Source organism: Leptospira borgpetersenii serovar Javanica (assembly GCF_003046425.1).
Classification (GTDB): Bacteria; Spirochaetota; Leptospiria; order Leptospirales; family Leptospiraceae; genus Leptospira; species Leptospira borgpetersenii.
Genome location: NZ_QAJG01000003.1, coordinates 178,661 through 195,000 on the forward strand (window position 1 = coordinate 178,661; position 16,340 = coordinate 195,000).

Below are 16,340 nucleotides of genomic sequence, written 5' to 3' on the forward strand. Positions count from 1 at the left end.
AGAATCTGTGGGAACTTCACATTTGATCTTTAGTATTATTTTTATACGCCTCCAGAGTAACATTCAAAGATTTAAAAAGCTGATTCTTTGATGGGTTTCTTGGTCTTTGATGTAGATTCCAGCGACGAAACAAGCAGGAATTGCAACAATTTGAAGCTTCTTGAATCAATATGACGGTTCTTTCGAGACTAGAATTGTCTCAAGACGAGATTACTCTAGTAGATTTCGTTTTTGAATGCGACCAACACGATGGGCATAAACATTCAGTGCCGGTTAGAGAAATTCAGTATCAATTTTCAATATAAAAATCCGTCGAGCGCCAATAGAAGCGAGACGTTTTAGTTACAGTTTGATCTTTCTGATAAAGCAGAAAACTCATGCGTCTCTCTCTAAGGATCGCTTCCGCAGGTTTTGGAACATGCTGTAAGTCATTCCGTTCATCAGTCAACCTTCCCAACGACATCTTCGAGAAACGTGATAAAATGATCCGTAAAATCACACTCTGTGTTTGCTCAAACGCCACGAAAGCAAAGACGAATAAACTATCATTCACAACTTATTTGAAAAATCGCAATTTAAAGGAAATAACGTAATTCTCTTTTTTCCGGGATTTCCCCTTGGAATTCCTTTTTTTCTTTTCTTTCTTTGAAGCAAAGTAAGATTGTTTTAACCTCTATGCAGGATTTAAAACGTAAGATTGGAAAAAGCCCCTTTTCTCCGGTTATCTTAAAGTCAGGGCTTTCGCCTAAATTCTTTCTCAATCTTCTCAAAGAAATTTCTCCTATCGTCGCAATCGACGATAAAAGAACAATTCTATTCGCTAACGAATCCTTTCGGAAAGAATTTGCAGGGAATTCTCGCAATTTGATGGGCAAAGATCTGTTTCGGATCCTCGGTCTCAATCCGGCGGATCAAGAGGAAATGGAATCGAACATCAAACTTTCCAAAAAAGGAATGGTTCAAAATCAAGAATTCAAAAAACAAAAGATTTACTACGGCTATTCCGTGTTTCGTTTCGGGGAAAGTATAGGAATCATTCTCAAAAATATTACGGAAAATAAAAGGTTGGAAAGAAAAATCGCCAACCTTCACACCAAACTTTTACAATCTCAGGAAGAAGAGAGAATTCGACTTTCCAGAGAATTACATGACGGAGTCGGTCAGACAATTCTCGCAGCCAAACTCAACTTCCAAGCATACAATAGAAATCCGAAAGTTTACGGGGCTCAGTTCGATACCGGCCTTCTTTTAATCGATAAAGCGAGTCAAGAACTGAGAGATATCTACACGAATTTACACCCTTCCACTCTTCGGGAAATCGGTTTAGAAGCCGCAATTCGCGCTTTGAGTTCGGATTTGTTTCCGTCTATGGACGTGGAAGCCGATTTGGATCTTAATCTAAAGCCGGATCTGGAATCCACGGTCGCAAATCAAGTCTTTAGAATCGTTCAGGAAATCTTTCAGAACGTGATCAAACATTCTCAAGCAAGAAAAATCTATCTCAAGATCCACGTCAAAGGAAGACAACTCTTCTTGGACGCGAAAGACAACGGAATCGGTTTCCAGGAAAAAAAAGCGAGAGCCAAGTCCTCCGGTTTTGGACTTGAAAATATCCGCAGAAGAGTGGAAGATTTAAACGGTAAGTTTAAGATCGAATCCTCTTCGGGAAAAGGAACTAAATTTATCGTTCGAATTCCTTTAGAAAAAACAAAAACACATCCGCCAAAAAAATATGAAACCTACTAACACAAAAATATTCTTAGTCGATGATCACGCTATTCTCAGAGAAGGGCTTAAAATGATCCTTTCCGGACAATTTGAAATCTGCGGCGAATCCGGAGACGCTGAAAAAGCTCTGGATCAAATCGGTAAATTGAATCCCGATTTGGTAATTACCGACATCTCTATGCCCGGTTTAAGCGGGATCGACCTTGTCAAAAATCTAAGAAAGCAGTATCCGAATATTCGGACCATTATTCTTTCCCGGCACGACAACAGAGAATACGTTCAGAAACTATTGGAATTAGGAATCAACGGTTACGTTTTGAAAGACGACGCCGGTAATGATCTCCTTCGCGCAATCGAAGCGGTTCACAAAGGAGAAACGTATTTAAGTCCCGGAATCACCGCTCATTTCCTATCCGGTTTTGTAGGTTCTGGAAAACCGGGCGAAGAAAATCAAGACGCCAAAAAAGCATTTTCTGTCCTTTCGGATAGAGAAAGAGAAATTTTAAAATTAGTCGCCGAAGGAAATTCCAACGAATCCATCGGTAAAATTTTAGGGATTTCTCCGGCCACGGTAAAAGTTCATCGAGCCAACATCATGAAAAAGTTGAATCTTCATAAGGTTGCGGATTTAGTTATGTATGCGATCCGCGCGGGTTTGATCGAATCTTAGATCGAAGTTTGTAAAATCCACGACACAATTTGATAAACGAAGAATCGACAAACTAATTCCGAACAAACAACGTGTTTCGATATCTGCTCATTTTACTCAGCTGTCTTTCGGTCTTTTTTTGTTGTTATGCGGTTTATACTAGAATCCCGATCGAATTTTGCATCGAAGACAAAATCGTTCTTTGTTTGAACGGATTGGAGCCTCCATTTTCTTTACCGGTTTTTCTACCGGGTTTGCTTTTAGAAATTTTAGGTTATTCTTGGATCTTCGTTCCATTGAATTATTCAGTTTTATTTCTCGTGTTGATATTTCCGATTCTACAAAAAAGGAATTTATCTGAAGAATCTTCGATTCCGAAACACACTTTAGTCTTTGCTAAACTCGTTTTTATATTTTCCACACTTTATTTCATTACCTTTTGGAAAGTGGGCGTCGCTAACAGAGGCGGTTCATTTATGAATCACGTTTTTTTCTTCTACGTCTTCGGTTGGGTTCTGATTTTTTCAATTTACATTTACAACCGAAAGCGGAAGACCTTAATTTCCAATTACCTTTTTCATCTCCTGTTTTTTGTTTGGTTCTTGTGGAGAGCGTTTCCGTGGTTCTGGGGAAGTATGTAGTTTCAAACTAGGAAAGCTTTGCGGCCTTTAATTTAGGGAGTGAAATACTTGAGTTTTACAAAACGTGGGAGTTCCCACATTTGTTTTTACGGAAAAATTAACGCATGAAAAGAAACTTCTTACACCCGAATTTACGAGTGAGATCATTCAAGAGCCCAACTTTGTTGATTCATTTTTGACTTGATCGAAGAAAAATTAGACAAAATTCTTATGCGAAAGGTTTTTTATGCTACGTCCATCCACTCTCGACTTTCTCAAAAAATTGGCCAAGAACAACAATAAATCTTGGTTGGAAAAGAATAAGGATCTATTTGTTGAAGCCAAGGCGGACTTTGAAAATTTAATCACGGAACTGATCGTAGGACTAGCGAAGTCAAACCCATCCTTGGCTGAAGTCGATCCCAAAAAGTGCATTTTCAGAATCTATAGAGACGTTCGTTTTTCTAAAAATAAAGAACCCTACAAAACCAATTTCGGCGCAAGTATAGGAGCAACCGGTAAGGATTTAGGGAAACCTCTCTTTTACCTTCACGTTCAACCGGGAGGAGAATCTTTTCTCGCAGGCGGTCTTTATATGCCGGATTCTCCCACGCTTAAAAAAGTTCGTGAACATATATTAGAATATTCTAAATCTCTAAAAAAAATCGTTCAGGAAAAAAAGTTTGTTAAAGAATTCGGCGGACTCTCGGATATGAAATTGAAAACAGCCCCGAAAGGTTTCGCCAAAGATCACCCCGACTTGAAATGGATTCAATATACGAGCTATATTGTGGAAAAAAGACTGAAAGATGAGGATCTTTTCGCGCAAAATTTCATCAAGAATACGATTGAGTCGTATAAAATTCTGCAACCGTTTCTTAAATATCTGAACGACTCCCTTTCCTAAGATTACTATTTTAACGTGAGTTCGGCGGATAAAGTTTCTGTAATGGAAATGGAGCGGAGGTGTCATGTCAAATCGGTCTGTGAACGGAATCAACTGCTTAAACAGGGAATTTTAGAATATCAATCTAAACGGCTTCTTGATTCAAAAATAATTTGGAAGAAGAAGCCAAGACTAAAAAGAACATTCCATTTTCGGAATGTTCTGGCGAGAGGCACGCCCAAATAAAAAAGCGATCCTGAAATTTTAAGACCGCCTTTGCATATCAAATGCCGACTTGAATTCGGTATTTTCAAACAAACACACATTCAATGTTAGCGGCTATTTTGGAAATACCTCTTAAGAATCGAAATCTTGACTCACACGAAGTTCGCGTTTTACTTTCCCGATTTGCGTTTTAGGAAATAAGAATCCGCCTCGTCCGTAATCGGACGGATCGCTTCCTCGTATTTTAAAATCGATTGAACCGCTTTTTCATAAATGCTCATCAGAAGCGCCTGAGCCGCGTCGCACATCTGCTCCTTTCTGAATTCTTCCACGTGAAGCGTTTCCGTAATCGAACCGTCCGGATTAAACGGAAGAGAAGCAAGCAGATTCGAAATCACAATTTTGTCGTCTCCCGCAACATGAGAAGGATCGTAAATCACCGGAAGAATTGTCTGATTTTTTACGTGAGTGATTACGTTTAAATCCGGAGTATTTCTGCAGTAGCCTTCCTTGATAAAAAGAGTCTTCACTCCTCTTTCACAAAGAACTATATTCAAATTTCCTTGATTAGCGATATATTCCGCCGCGGAAAACCATTCGACGGCTTCGTTTCCGAAGCCACGTTTTAAAATCACAGGTCTTCCAGTTCTTCCCACCGCTTCGAGAAGTTCGAAGTCCTGAGCATTTCTAGTTCCAATCTGAATCATATCGGCGTGTTTGGCGACTTCTTCCGCCATCGTATGATCCATAACTTCGGTCACATAAGGAAGACCGGTCTCGGCCTTAACCTTATCCATCATCGCAATTCCTTCCCAACCGAGACCTCTCCAATCGGTCGGACGAGTACGAGGTTTAAAAGCCCCGCCGCGAAAGATGATTCTATCTAAGATATTGTATTTTTTTCCAAGCTCAACCGCTTGTTTTGCGATCGTCAAAGTTTGCTCATAAGTTTGTGGAGAATCCGGTCCCACGATAAAGATATGTTTTCCGGTTCCGAATCTACGAACCAAACCATCCGGGCCTTTCACTTCCACGATTCTTGTTGCTCTATGAACCACTTCACCGTTTTTACCGGCCGCAGTTTTTGCGATGTTCTTATACGGAATGGACACGTTCCAGATTTTGGTGATCCCGGGAAGTTCTTTGACATAGCCTTCTTTTTCGGAAATCTTGCGAGTATCGCCTATAAAATGAATCGTATCCGATACCGCCGCACCGCGAATAATTTCGGTTTGATTTCCACATTCTTTAGCCAACTCTTTAATCTTACTCTCCGTATCCGGGTAGCCTTTTTCTAACTCAACTATGTCCACACTTCACTCCAGACGGGAGATTCTCCCTTAAAGTTTACAACCTTCTATATTTCCGATTATCGTCAAGAATTCATCAGAAACTGTGATCTTTCCCAGGAAACTCTCCAGATCTTACTTCCTCATGATAACTCTCGATCGCATCTTTGACGATAGAATGGAGATTGGAAAACTTCTTTAAAAACTTAGGCTGAAAATTCGCATCTAACCCAAGCAAATCATTTAAAACCAAAACTTGTCCGTCACAATCGGGACCTGCACCGATTCCGATGGTCGGAACCCCGACTTCTTCACTGACTCTTTTACCGAGTTCGGCGGGAATCATTTCCAAAACTATGGAGAATACACCCGACTCGGAAAGAGCCACAGCTTCTCTGAGAAGTTTCGCACTCGATTCTTCCCCTTTCCCCTGCACTCTATGACCGCCGAAGACATGAACACTCTGAGGAGTGAGCCCCAAATGTCCCATGACCGGAATACCGATTTGTTTGAGAATGGCGACTAACTCGCAAATAAAATCCGAACCGCCTTCTATTTTGACCGCGTCGCAATCGGTTTCCTTCATCATTCTTCCGGCGGAACGAATCCCTTCTTCGATGGAAGTCTGATAACTTAAGAATGGAAGATCGGCGATGATAAATTTATCGGGAGCACCTCGGCGAACCACTTTCGTATGATAGATCATTTCTTCCAAGGTTACGGGAAGAGTGCTCGAATTTCCTTGGAAGACCATTCCAAGAGAATCGCCCACGAGAATCGAATCGATCGGAGTTTCACCCAGAATTCTCGCGAAACTGAAATCGTAACACGTAACGACGGAAATTTTTTCTTTCCCTTTCTTTTCGGGAGAAAAAATTTTATGTATGTTTTTCATACTCGCCTCCCGCAAAACGTTCGTATAAGGAACCCTCGCCGATCGATTCCAAAATTTCCCGGATAAAAGGACGAGTAAAAAGAGAATGATGGGGAAGGTGCAGATTATGAGTATCCATCGTAATCACGTCGTAAGTGAGAATGTCGATGTCGATTTCTCTCGGTCCTTTTTTAATTTTTCGAATCCTACCCATCTCTTTTTCAATCCGAAGAGCAACCTCCAACAATTCCTCCGGATTGAAAGTAGTTTCAATTTTTAGAATCTGATTGAGAAAATCGGATTGATCGGTAACTTCCAGAGCAACGGTGTTTATCGGTTCGGATTCTTTTAAAATTTCGATCCCGATCGTATTTTTTAATTTGCGGACGGCGATTTTCAAAAACTGGGCTCGATTTCCGAGATTGGATCCTAAGGAAAGAAAAGCTTGTTTCACCCTCTTCCTCCGGACTCAGAAAGTTTCAAACGATAATCCGCGCATTCTAGATGAATTTCCATTGTCATCTCTTTCAATCTGGAATAAATTCTTCCTTCCGCTTTATCCTTCCACTCTGCAGGAGAAGTATTAGAAGTGAGAATGGTGAGTTTTTCCTGCTCGTATCTTGCGTCGATCAGATCGTACAATTTTGAGTTGGACCAATCGGATTCCTTTTGAACTCCAAAATCGTCTAACACTAATACTTCGACTTCGGCAAACAACGTTTCGATGGTTTTTTCCATCCCGTGGGTTTCTGAATCCTTTTGATACGTTTCTCGAAGAGTATTGAGAAAGTCACGGTTGATCTTCGCGTATTTGCAATTTGTTTTATATCGAAAAATCAATTCGTTGAGTATAATACAGGCAAGAAGCGTCTTTCCGGTTCCCGGCCCTCCCCAAAGATACAATCCATGTGGTTTAAACCTTGCGTCATTCCATTTGTGTACGAGTTCGTTCGCCCAATCGTGTGCGATCATAAATGAGATTCCGATTTCCGTGCTGTGATCGGCCTGATCTAGCGTTCGATAGATATATTTGGGAGGAATTCCAGATTTTTTGAATATAGTTTCCAAATGTCCGAGTTCCATTCTCGCGTTATGACAAACACAAGGAACCATCTTACTCAGACTCTCGTCGTATACTCTCCAGGGAGGTTTTCCCTGACAGGGGCAATTCTCAGAAATGCAGTGGCAAATCGAAAGAACACCCGAATGAGTTCCCGGAACATTCTCGGTAAGGGAGAATCCGACGCCCCCGCACTGCGTGCAGTCAGGAGCGCCTTCTTGGACGGCTGTGTAATTCTTAAGAATCATACTGGTAATTCCAATTTTTTCATTGAAAGAAAGAAGGAAAACCTTTTCTGAAAACAGAATCTGCTGGAAAAATCAAAGGAAGTATAGAAAGTAGGGAAAACTTTTAACTCCAGGAAAGCTTTCCAAAAAGTACAAAAGATTTTTTTGAATTCCAGAAATGAGATGTTTTATGTCCCTTCTCCGGAATAAAGTGGAAAAAAAATTCGTTCCTAGTTTATATCTCGAATTCTAAATCCGATAGTTTATTCAGGAGAAAAGACACAGGATGTATCTTTTTTCCTAATACCATTGAAAGAGAAGTAAAGGTGTGAGCATTATGAAGGTGATGAAAAGCATATTCATTCTTCTGGCCGTGCTGGGACTCAACCTGTCTGTTTTAGCTCAGCAAAACAATCAGGGCGATAATCAGCAAGCCAATCAAGCTGTAGAAAAAATTGACGAACTGTTAAAAGGCGAGTTGGTTCCCGAAGACGATGACAAGAACCTCACGGAAGAGCAGAAGCGTCGTAAAAAAGCAATCCAGGAACAAGAAGCTCTGTGGAAGAACCCTGATTTTAAGGGCTATGATAAAAATTTCCAAGAACTCCACCAGCTCTCCAAGGCATTCGCGAACAACAAATTTAGATTGGCATTATCCAATTACCAATCGGGAGTAAACACGGTTCTTAAAATGAGAGAATCCGTGGAACAATACCGTAAAGAAGAAGCCGAGAAAAAACGTCTCGATGAAAAATGGTATTGGCAAAAGGTCGATCGCAAAGCAAGAGAAGACCGTGTCGTTTCTCGCGAGAAACTCGTTGCAAAACAACAGGCTCTGAACTATTTCACTAAGGCGATCAACCACTTGGATGAAATTAAAAACCCGGATTTGAGAGAAAGACCGGAGTTCAAAAGACTTCTTTCCGACACTTATAGATCGTGGATTCTCACCGAGTATGATTTACAAAATCTTCCGCAGTGTATCCCCATTCTCGAACTTTATATCGAAATCGATGAAAACGAGAAGGAATATCCCGCTCACAAGTATCTGGCAAGTTGCTACGCTTTCGAAGAGAACATGATTAAAAAATACGGCGGAGCATCCGAAGACCAGATGTTCAAATACCGTTACAAGAAGAACGTTCACCTCTTAAGAGCAACCGAGCTGAAATACGGAAAAGATTCTCCGGAATACAAACACATCGTAAACCTTGTGAACAAGGACGAAGTGATTTCCGTAAGACCTTAACCTACTCTCTTTCAAACGAAATGGAAATAGACCCCGTTGATTTCAGCGGGGTTTTTATTTGAAGCGTCTTCCCCAAAATCTTAAAATAAATTCAGCTACAAATTTTTAACAAGTCCGTAATAAGGCATAGTAATTCCCACAGATTACGTCTCTCGCTTTTTGGTGTTTTATGGACTTTACAGCTACTCTTATTCACTAATTCCTAAAACGTTGGAGTTCCAACATTCAGATCGGGATTAGACAAAATATTTTATGGTTACGTTTTGTGCGTTTTCTCAATTTTAAACGCGCGTAAACACCGAAAAGTCAAACCAAATAGAACGAGTTTCTTATAGAATAACTTTGAATCGAAATTGAAAAGGCATCCATAAAACATAGCAATAGACAAGAACCAGGATATTTAGCTTGCCGACTTTCCATACAAAGATCGGATGATAAGAAAATGGAAATAAAAATCACGGAAGTCGGTCCGCGTGATGGGCTTCAAAACGAAAAACGTGCGGTATCAACAGAGATCAAAGCGGAATACATTCGACGTTTGGTTCAAGCAGGTTTAAAAAACATAGAAGCGACGTCTTTTGTAAAAAAAGAATCCATTCCTCAATTGGCGGATGCTTCAGAACTTTCCGCACTTTTGGATCTGAACGGACATATTCATTATTCAGCACTGACTCCGAATATAAGAGGTTATGAAGCCGCTAAAAACGCTGGTTATAAGGAAGTTGCAGTTTTTACGGCAGCTTCGGAATCATTCACAAAAAAAAATATCAATCGAACAATCACGGAATCCATCGACGGATTTAAAGAAATTTTCAAACTTGCGAAAGATGACGGTATCCGAGTTCGCGGTTATGTTTCCACCGTGATCGATTGTCCTTATGAAGGTAAAATCGATCCGAATCAGGTTCTCAACGTTTCCAAAATTCTTTTGGATTTAGGCGCTTACGAAATTTCTCTCGGCGAAACCATCGGCACGGGAGTTCCCGCAGAAGTAGAAGTATTATTAGAACGCCTTCTCAAAGAAATTCCTGCAAATAAACTTGCAGGACACTTCCATGATACGTACGGAATGGCGATCGCAAACGTGGAAAAAGCTTTTTCAATGGGACTTCGCTCCTTCGACTCTTCTTCAGGAGGTCTGGGAGGATGTCCTTACGCCAAAGGAGCTGCCGGAAATTTAGCTACTGACGACTTGGTATATTTTCTAGAAAAATCAGGAATCTCTACGGGAATCGACCCCGACCTTTTATGGGAAGCGTCCGCTTTTATGGAAAAAGCTCTTTTCAGAGAATTACAGTCAAGAACTTATCTGGCAAATAAAAAGAAAAGAGAATCTTGAAACACTCTTCTCAAAAAACCAAACAGGTTCTGAAAAGAATTTTTTTAGAATACCAGACACCCCAGTATCTGGGGTCGGATCCGATAGAATTTCCCCATTCCTACTCGAATTTTCAAGACCGAGAAATTTCTGGATTTATTGCCGCTTTATTCTCCTACGGAAACGTCACCTCAATCAAGGAATATCTCCAAAAACTCTTCGCACTTTGTGGAGATTCTCCATATCAATTTCTTTTAAAAGAAGATCTCAAATATATTCGGAATGAACTCAAATCTTATCGCTTTCAAAAACCGGGCGACATATATCTTTTTTTACAAACGATTCAAAACAAACTCCAAAAAACAAAAGATCATAAACTTGAGTCACTTTTTTCCATGCCCCAAGAAGGAGAATTCAAACTCTCTACAAAAGATCGAAAATCGTTTACGGAGGGAGGAACTTTAAGACAAAGAATTCTCGCTTTCCAACTTCGGTTTTTAAAGGAGTCCAGGAAGATTAATGAGAAACAAACGGAAAGTTACGGATATAAGTTTTTAATCGGACAAGGAGTTCGAACGACCTCTTTAAAAAGATATTCCATGTATCTTCGATGGATGGTTCGAAAAGAATATCCGGATTTCGGAATTTATACCACAATCTCTCCTTCGGAACTACAATTTCCTTTGGATATTCACATTCAAAGAATTGCAAGCGTTTTACAGATAGGTTCTCGTCAAACACCGGATTGGAAAAAAGCCGAAGAAATCACGAATTTTTTCCGCGAAATTTTTCCGGATGATCCGGTCAAAGGCGACTTTGCTCTCAGTCGACTGGGAATCCTGAAAAAATGTAAATCAATGTATGATAAGGATCTCTGTGAAACCTGTAAAATCAATACGATCTGCAAAATCTACGAAAATAAATTCCTTAAAAAGACGACAAGTTCGAAATCTTAATTGGGTCCGCGCAAGGCCTCCGATTCAACTTACAGCTCGTCTCCAAACCCGTCGAGCGCCAATAGAAGCGAGACGGCTTGAGTTTCCTCGAGAGCGATCCTTAGAAAGCAGCACTTTAGTTTCTTTTGGAGCAGGTTCTTATATCATAATATTAAAAACACGGACAAATTGAAAATACACTTTCATGTTTAATGATATAGTCGCATTAAAATATAGATTGTCATAAGTTTGATTCCTTAACGATTAGAGACCGATTTATTTCTTTCGAAACAATAGAATGAAAAAAGTATGGATTAAATTGAAAGCTTGTTTAGATTTGCAGAATATGGATATATGTAAAGATTGGAATGTTGAAGATTACTTAAAAACGAACGAGCAAAAAAAACTTCCGTTTTTAATCAGAAAACATCTGAACGAATGTCAAAGATGCCAAATAGAGGTCCTCGAATATTCCAAATCACATACGATACCCGAGTTTTTTTTCGGTCGGCCCTTTTCTAAACAGAAACTTCTCTGGTTTGGGGCAGAACTGGCAAATCTTGACGACTTGCACTCATCAACAAAAGAGAAAAAAAAGAAAATCCGCTCGGAGGTGGGAAATTTAAAGGAAAAATCTCATATCTCAAATTTAATTCAGAATCATACTGAATTTCTCACGTTTTGTCATCGTTATAAAAAAGCCATTTTTATATCCGGTTATTTCGCTTTGCTTATACCTACACTACAACTTGTATTTCAGATTTTTTAGAGGATGTTTATGATAAAACCAGTTCAGTTCTTCACACAAAATAAATTCAGGATCTTTTCCATTTTGCTTTTGATTATATTTTTATTCGGTAGTAGTTATTTTATCTTTCTGAAAGAATCTTGTAACGGCGATTGTAAAAATGGATTTGGGTCGAAGATCTATTGGGACGGAAAAAAATATATTGGTCAATGGAAAAACGGCGAGGAGAACGGATACGGCGTACTTGTTGCAAAAGATCAAAAAATTCTCTATAGTGGTAAATGGAAAGAAGGGAAACAAATTTCGAAAGAAAGTATTTTTAAAAAATAAATAAGAGTCTCTAAAAAATTCAAAGATAAGGATTCTAAAAGTCCAATGTTTGTATACATTAGAGTTGTTGAAAATTCCACAGTTCAGTTTAACAAAACTGCTTTAGAACTTGTCCCAAAACACGAAAAGAAATCAGCGCAATCATTTCATAAGTTCGTAATAGAGCGTATGAATTCCCGCAGATCGGTGATTTATGGATGTTACAACGGATTTTATCGTTGGAACATTCTCGTAGGAGTTCCTACACCCGAGGTTTTGGGACAAGTTCTTAATCGACCGTTTCCATGAAACAGATGAAGAATTGATTTTTTAACAACTCTAATGTCGTTTTAACAACCTTCATCCAATGAAAAATTCATTTTGAGTTTGTCCCATAACTTTAGAATTTGTACGATCACTATAAAGTCTCAATGCAAAAGCGAACGATCATCGAAGCCTACAAAACGAAATTCGAAGGGATTTTATGTGATTGACATTCCAGGTTAGGCAATCGATGCAGAATCCGGAAAGAGTTTAAACATGTCCGAAACTATATTAAAAATATTGAAGGGAAAAAAATGTGACTCCTGTGGTTTCCAAACGACGGAGTCTTTGATCTCTTGTTCTCAATGTGGAAGTTCTAAAATATCCGAAATTCAATTTTCAGGTAAAGGTAAAATTTACACTTACACGGTAGTTCACTTAGGTTTCGCACATCTCGCTCAAAGAGCGCCTTATGTTTTGGCGGTTGTAGAGTTGGAAGAAGGAATCAAGGCGATGGGAATTCTAGAAGGAGAAGTTTCCGTAACCGAATCGGTAAAAATCGATCTTCCCGTTCAATTCCAAAGAGATGAACCCGGGACCGGATTTATCTTTAGTCCCATTTGATACCCAGAACCCCGGGAAAAATCAAGCCCCTGACATTTGTCTGACAAAAAAATCCTATCATGAATTTTCCTCACAATATAAGCTGGCTTGCTAAATAGAGGTGATTTTCGATGAACTCCAAAAATATGATCCTTTCCATCGTTATCGCTCTTACCTCTTGGGTTCTTTTTTTGAACTGTGGAGATAAGTCCGAAAAACCGGCTGAAACGGCGCCTACTGCGACGGAGACCGCTTCAACTCTTAATCCCGAACTTGAAAAGGGGCGGGAAATCTTTAACCAAAACTGCGCTTCCTGTCACGGAGAAAAAGGAGCGGGAGACGGAGCCGCTGCAGCAAGTCTCAATCCGAAACCTCGCAACTATAGGGCCCCTGCTTCGCAGTGGAAAAATGGAAATACGGAGGCGGGAGTTCTAAAAACTCTCAACAACGGAATTCCAAATAGCCCGATGGTCGCTTATAAATTCTTAGGTGATGAAAATCTGAAACTACTTGCAAAATACGTAGTTCATCTTTCTCAAAACTAAGATTTTCTCTCGGATCGGAAAATGCGAGTTTTCCGATCCATTTCTACTTTTTCGATTGGCGTTTTTTGACCCCTAAGCTACATTATTCTTGTGAATTTAAACAACCCACTTCCTCCTTGTGGCGAAGACTGCGGAGTAAATAGAACCTCTCCCAACAGTCGAGAAGAGAAAATATATTCCAAATTCGGTATCTTTTTGATCCTATTCGGAATTTCATGCAAACCGAAAGCTGTCAAATTTTATTGCAAAAAATGCGGAAGACAATTTGACCAATTGTCTCCGACCGAACTCGGAAATTATGCGTAATTCGATTGACTTTCATAGAATTTAGCGATTTTTAAGTTGTAAAATTTTTTATGCCCGACGACTTCAAAGTTTTTGTAGATTTTGCCGTCTCCGTTCCGATTATCCATATAGAAGGTGAAATTACATCGGAGGCGGATGAAGAGATTCTAGGAAAATACGAATCCATCCCTCAAGAGAAACGAGATCGTGTGATTCTAAACTTTCAAGGGACTTCTTATATCAATTCGGCTGGAATTGCAACCCTCATCAGCTTGATTACAAAAGCTTCTGAGACAAAAAAGAAAGTCGAATTTGCAGGTCTGAATGAACATTTCAGAAAGGTGATGGATATTGTAGGATTAGCGGATTTCGTTCTGATCCATAATTCTCTTCAAGAAGCCCTTAAGTAATTCGAATCCATTTAAAGAATCTCCTTTCTAAAATTTAGAACTTGTTCTCAAAATCCCAAAGTGTGGGAATTTTTATAGGAATTTAAGAACGAAAAGATTATTTCAAAAGCCTATAAACGATCTAAGGTGACGTAAGCCGTGGGAACTACTGCATTCAGGGGAGATGACAGGTCGCGGCAATGCCACTCCTACAGAAGACAATTTTGAGAGAGTGGCGTGGCAGCTTGAGTTCCCTATACCTTCAATCGCATTCGTTACGCCGAACTCACAGTTAAATACTTTTTCGCAAAAAACAAAATCGAATGTGGGATCTCCCACTTTTAGAAAAAGTTTTTTCTAATTTTTTTAAGAACTTGTTCTCAAAACCTTAAAAGAAATCAGCACAATCATTTCATAAGTTTGTAATAGAGTGTGAAAATTCACGCAGATTGTTGATTTATGGATTTTCTAACGGATTTTATCGTTGGAAAACTTTTGTAGGAGTTCCGACATCCGAGGTTTTGGGACAAGTTCAAATCAAAATACAGTTAAGTAATCCATTTTCGTTTCTTAAAATCTTCAATCACAACTTCCAAATCAGCGGGAGTATCCACGGATAACCCCGCTTCTTGAGCCAAATAAACTCCGATTCCATAACCTGCTTCGATCGCTCTGAGTTGCTCCAAAGACTCTGATTCTTCCAAATTACTTTTTGGGAGAGAATTGTATTTTAAAAGAAAATCCCGGTCATATCCGTAAATTCCCAAATGACGATACAAAGGAACCGTCTGCTTAAACTGACTGGGGATCAAGGATCTAGAAAAATAAATCGCCTTTCTATTCCGATCGATGATTACTTTGACACGATTGGGATCCTCACCGTGAGAAAAATCGATTAAAGGAACCGCCGCTGTACTCATTTCCCATTCGGGATGAGATGCCTTTAGACCCGCTACTCCATCTATCAATTCCGGCTCGATTCCGGGCTCGTCCCCTTGGATATTTATAATTATGGAATATTCAGAAAATAGATTTGCAACTTCTATAATCCGATCGGTTCCCGAAATATGATCCGCTCTCGTCATTACGCTATTTCCACCGAAACCTTGTACAACTTCATGAATTCTAGTATCGTCGGTCGCGACTACCAGTTCAGAAAGAGCAGTAGACCGAGAAGCGTTCCTATACGTCCATTCAATCATAGTTTTATCGCCGATCTTTGCGAGCGGCTTTCCCGGAAAACGAGAGCTCGCATAACGTGCCGGAATTACTCCGAGAATTTTTACCATTAGTTGACGATAAACTCGGTAAAGTAAACTTCCTGAATTTTTCCTTCGGTAAGGATATGATTCACTTGTGCCTTAATCTCTTCCCTCAAATCCAATTGATCCTCGATGTTGATAAGTTCATCTTTTGATTTTCTTCCCACAATTAAGTTAATCAAATCACGCATTTGAGCGTTTCTTTCCGCAAGTTCCGCCGACAAAGTTTGATCCTCCTTCGCTATCCCGAAAGCGAGTTTCATTTTTACGAAGTGAGCTTCTCCTTTATCCGAAGTGTTGATCCGAAATTCTTCAGTAAAATTATAGTTTGCCAAAGGAGGAGGAGGTTTTACCAACGCAACATTTTTCATTTGTGTGAACGTGCTCGTCGCAGTTTGTTTTGCAACTACCATCGCAATGATCGCAACGATGATGATTCCGAATATGGCTCCTGCTACATAAAGAAGCCATTTGATAATGGGAGACGTACCACCCCCACCTTCGGCTGCGGGGAGCCCGCCTTCTTCCTCATCTATTTCCGCATCACCCATGGGTTTGCCTCCTGAATTTTAACGTTAGTCATTCTTTCCAATCACTCTTTGCCGGGTACACTCGACTCTGAGCCGGGAATTTTCGTTTTTGGAAGTCCGAAATTGGTTTCGTAAGGACTTCTTTTGGTAGACTTTTCGGTCATGACTACGATATCAATCCTTCGGTTATAAGCTTTCGCTTCGGGTGTTCCCGCATATTCGATCACCAAGGGACGAAACGCTCCGAAACTTACCGCTTGAAACCAGGACGGATCCAATTTTTCCACATTGATGATGTAATCCGTCGCATTGATCGCTCTTGCTCCTGCTAAATCCCAATTATTG

The 16,340-nt window shown here is 39.9% G+C and carries 20 protein-coding genes (1 of these 20 cut by a window edge); 13 read left to right on the forward strand and 7 right to left on the reverse strand.

What is annotated here, in order from left to right; genetic code table 11:
• Positions 1–675 precede the first annotated feature (675 nt).
• The 4 genes from CLV95_RS03655 to CLV95_RS03670 all read left to right on the forward strand — a co-directional run bounded on the left by CLV95_RS03655 (position 676) and on the right by CLV95_RS03670 (position 3,904).
• Complete coding sequence (locus CLV95_RS03655) at positions 676–1,746, forward strand: sensor histidine kinase (RefSeq protein WP_002727745.1); 1,071 nt, start codon at positions 676–678, stop codon at positions 1,744–1,746.
• Positions 1,733–2,398 carry a response regulator gene (locus tag CLV95_RS03660; protein ID WP_011671000.1) on the forward strand — a complete coding sequence of 222 codons (666 nt, stop codon included), beginning with the start codon at positions 1,733–1,735 and terminating at the stop codon, positions 2,396–2,398. Before CLV95_RS03655 ends, CLV95_RS03660 begins: the two co-directional genes overlap by 14 nt.
• 71 nt (positions 2,399–2,469) lie before the next feature.
• Positions 2,470–3,018, forward strand: coding sequence for a hypothetical protein (locus tag CLV95_RS03665; protein ID WP_002732540.1), 549 nt, complete (start codon positions 2,470–2,472; stop codon positions 3,016–3,018).
• A 226-nt stretch (positions 3,019–3,244) separates the two neighbouring features.
• Positions 3,245–3,904, forward strand: coding sequence for a DUF2461 domain-containing protein (locus CLV95_RS03670; RefSeq protein WP_016561355.1), 660 nt, complete (start codon positions 3,245–3,247; stop codon positions 3,902–3,904).
• Positions 3,905–4,278: 374 nt separating this feature from the next.
• On the opposite strand, the gene CLV95_RS03680 is transcribed toward CLV95_RS03670, so the two are convergent.
• The 4 genes from CLV95_RS03680 to zapE all read right to left on the reverse strand — a co-directional run bounded on the left by CLV95_RS03680 (position 4,279) and on the right by zapE (position 7,579).
• Positions 4,279–5,421: an N-acetylneuraminate synthase family protein gene (locus tag CLV95_RS03680; RefSeq protein ID WP_002727738.1), complete on the reverse strand. Its 1,143-nt coding sequence runs from the start codon at positions 5,419–5,421 to the stop codon at positions 4,279–4,281.
• A 73-nt stretch (positions 5,422–5,494) separates the two neighbouring features.
• Positions 5,495–6,292, reverse strand: coding sequence for a 3-methyl-2-oxobutanoate hydroxymethyltransferase (gene panB / locus CLV95_RS03685; protein ID WP_002732364.1), 798 nt, complete (start codon positions 6,290–6,292; stop codon positions 5,495–5,497).
• Entirely contained in the window at positions 6,276–6,725 is a 450-nt protein-coding gene (gene folK, locus CLV95_RS03690) for a 2-amino-4-hydroxy-6-hydroxymethyldihydropteridine diphosphokinase (protein WP_002732739.1), read from the reverse strand. The genes panB and folK overlap by 17 nt, the downstream gene beginning before the upstream one ends.
• Positions 6,722–7,579, reverse strand: coding sequence for an AFG1/ZapE family ATPase (gene zapE / locus CLV95_RS03695; RefSeq protein ID WP_002727751.1), 858 nt, complete (start codon positions 7,577–7,579; stop codon positions 6,722–6,724). Before zapE ends, folK begins: the two co-directional genes overlap by 4 nt.
• A gap of 316 nt (positions 7,580–7,895) precedes the next feature.
• On the opposite strand from zapE, the gene fcpA reads away from it, so the two are divergent.
• From fcpA to CLV95_RS03745, 9 genes are all read left to right on the forward strand, one after another.
• A complete protein-coding gene (gene fcpA, locus CLV95_RS03700) occupies positions 7,896–8,807 on the forward strand; it encodes a flagellar coiling protein FcpA (protein ID WP_002727737.1) in 912 nt (303 codons plus the stop codon).
• 442 nt (positions 8,808–9,249) lie between these two features.
• Positions 9,250–10,146 carry a hydroxymethylglutaryl-CoA lyase gene (locus CLV95_RS03705; RefSeq protein WP_002732337.1) on the forward strand — a complete coding sequence of 299 codons (897 nt, stop codon included), beginning with the start codon at positions 9,250–9,252 and terminating at the stop codon, positions 10,144–10,146.
• The gene (locus CLV95_RS03710; protein ID WP_002732725.1) at positions 10,143–11,081 is read left to right on the forward strand and encodes a TIGR02757 family protein; all 939 of its coding nucleotides are present in this window, start codon (positions 10,143–10,145) and stop codon (positions 11,079–11,081) included. The genes CLV95_RS03705 and CLV95_RS03710 overlap by 4 nt, the downstream gene beginning before the upstream one ends.
• Before the next feature lie 277 nt (positions 11,082–11,358).
• Positions 11,359–11,829 carry a hypothetical protein gene (locus CLV95_RS03715; protein WP_002732493.1) on the forward strand — a complete coding sequence of 157 codons (471 nt, stop codon included), beginning with the start codon at positions 11,359–11,361 and terminating at the stop codon, positions 11,827–11,829.
• A 9-nt stretch (positions 11,830–11,838) separates the two neighbouring features.
• Positions 11,839–12,138 (forward strand): MORN repeat protein, encoded by a 300-nt coding sequence (locus CLV95_RS03720; protein ID WP_002723806.1) that lies wholly within the window; start codon positions 11,839–11,841, stop codon positions 12,136–12,138.
• 519 nt (positions 12,139–12,657) lie between these two features.
• Complete coding sequence (locus CLV95_RS03730; RefSeq protein ID WP_002723849.1) at positions 12,658–13,005, forward strand: Zn-ribbon domain-containing OB-fold protein; 348 nt, start codon at positions 12,658–12,660, stop codon at positions 13,003–13,005.
• A gap of 110 nt (positions 13,006–13,115) precedes the next feature.
• Positions 13,116–13,529, forward strand: coding sequence for a c-type cytochrome (locus CLV95_RS03735; RefSeq protein WP_002723886.1), 414 nt, complete (start codon positions 13,116–13,118; stop codon positions 13,527–13,529).
• 90 nt (positions 13,530–13,619) lie between these two features.
• Positions 13,620–13,835 carry a hypothetical protein gene (locus CLV95_RS03740; RefSeq protein WP_002723840.1) on the forward strand — a complete coding sequence of 72 codons (216 nt, stop codon included), beginning with the start codon at positions 13,620–13,622 and terminating at the stop codon, positions 13,833–13,835.
• 50 nt (positions 13,836–13,885) lie between these two features.
• The gene (locus CLV95_RS03745) at positions 13,886–14,224 is read left to right on the forward strand and encodes an STAS domain-containing protein (RefSeq protein WP_002723817.1); all 339 of its coding nucleotides are present in this window, start codon (positions 13,886–13,888) and stop codon (positions 14,222–14,224) included.
• Positions 14,225–14,751: 527 nt separating this feature from the next.
• On the opposite strand, the gene kdsB is transcribed toward CLV95_RS03745, so the two are convergent.
• The 3 genes in view from kdsB to motB are tightly spaced (at most 41 nt apart) and all read right to left on the reverse strand, a layout consistent with a single transcriptional unit that may run on beyond the window.
• A complete protein-coding gene (gene kdsB / locus CLV95_RS03750) occupies positions 14,752–15,492 on the reverse strand; it encodes a 3-deoxy-manno-octulosonate cytidylyltransferase (protein WP_002723863.1) in 741 nt (246 codons plus the stop codon).
• Complete coding sequence (locus tag CLV95_RS03755) at positions 15,492–16,016, reverse strand: flagellar basal body-associated FliL family protein (protein ID WP_002723860.1); 525 nt, start codon at positions 16,014–16,016, stop codon at positions 15,492–15,494. The genes kdsB and CLV95_RS03755 overlap by 1 nt, the downstream gene beginning before the upstream one ends.
• Positions 16,017–16,057: 41 nt before the next feature.
• On the reverse strand, positions 16,058–16,340 hold the end of the coding sequence (gene motB, locus CLV95_RS03760; RefSeq protein WP_002723894.1) for a flagellar motor protein MotB. It continues 545 nt past the right edge of the window; only the last 283 of its 828 coding nucleotides appear in the window; its start codon lies off the right edge, out of view — the gene reads right to left on this strand; it ends in the stop codon at positions 16,058–16,060.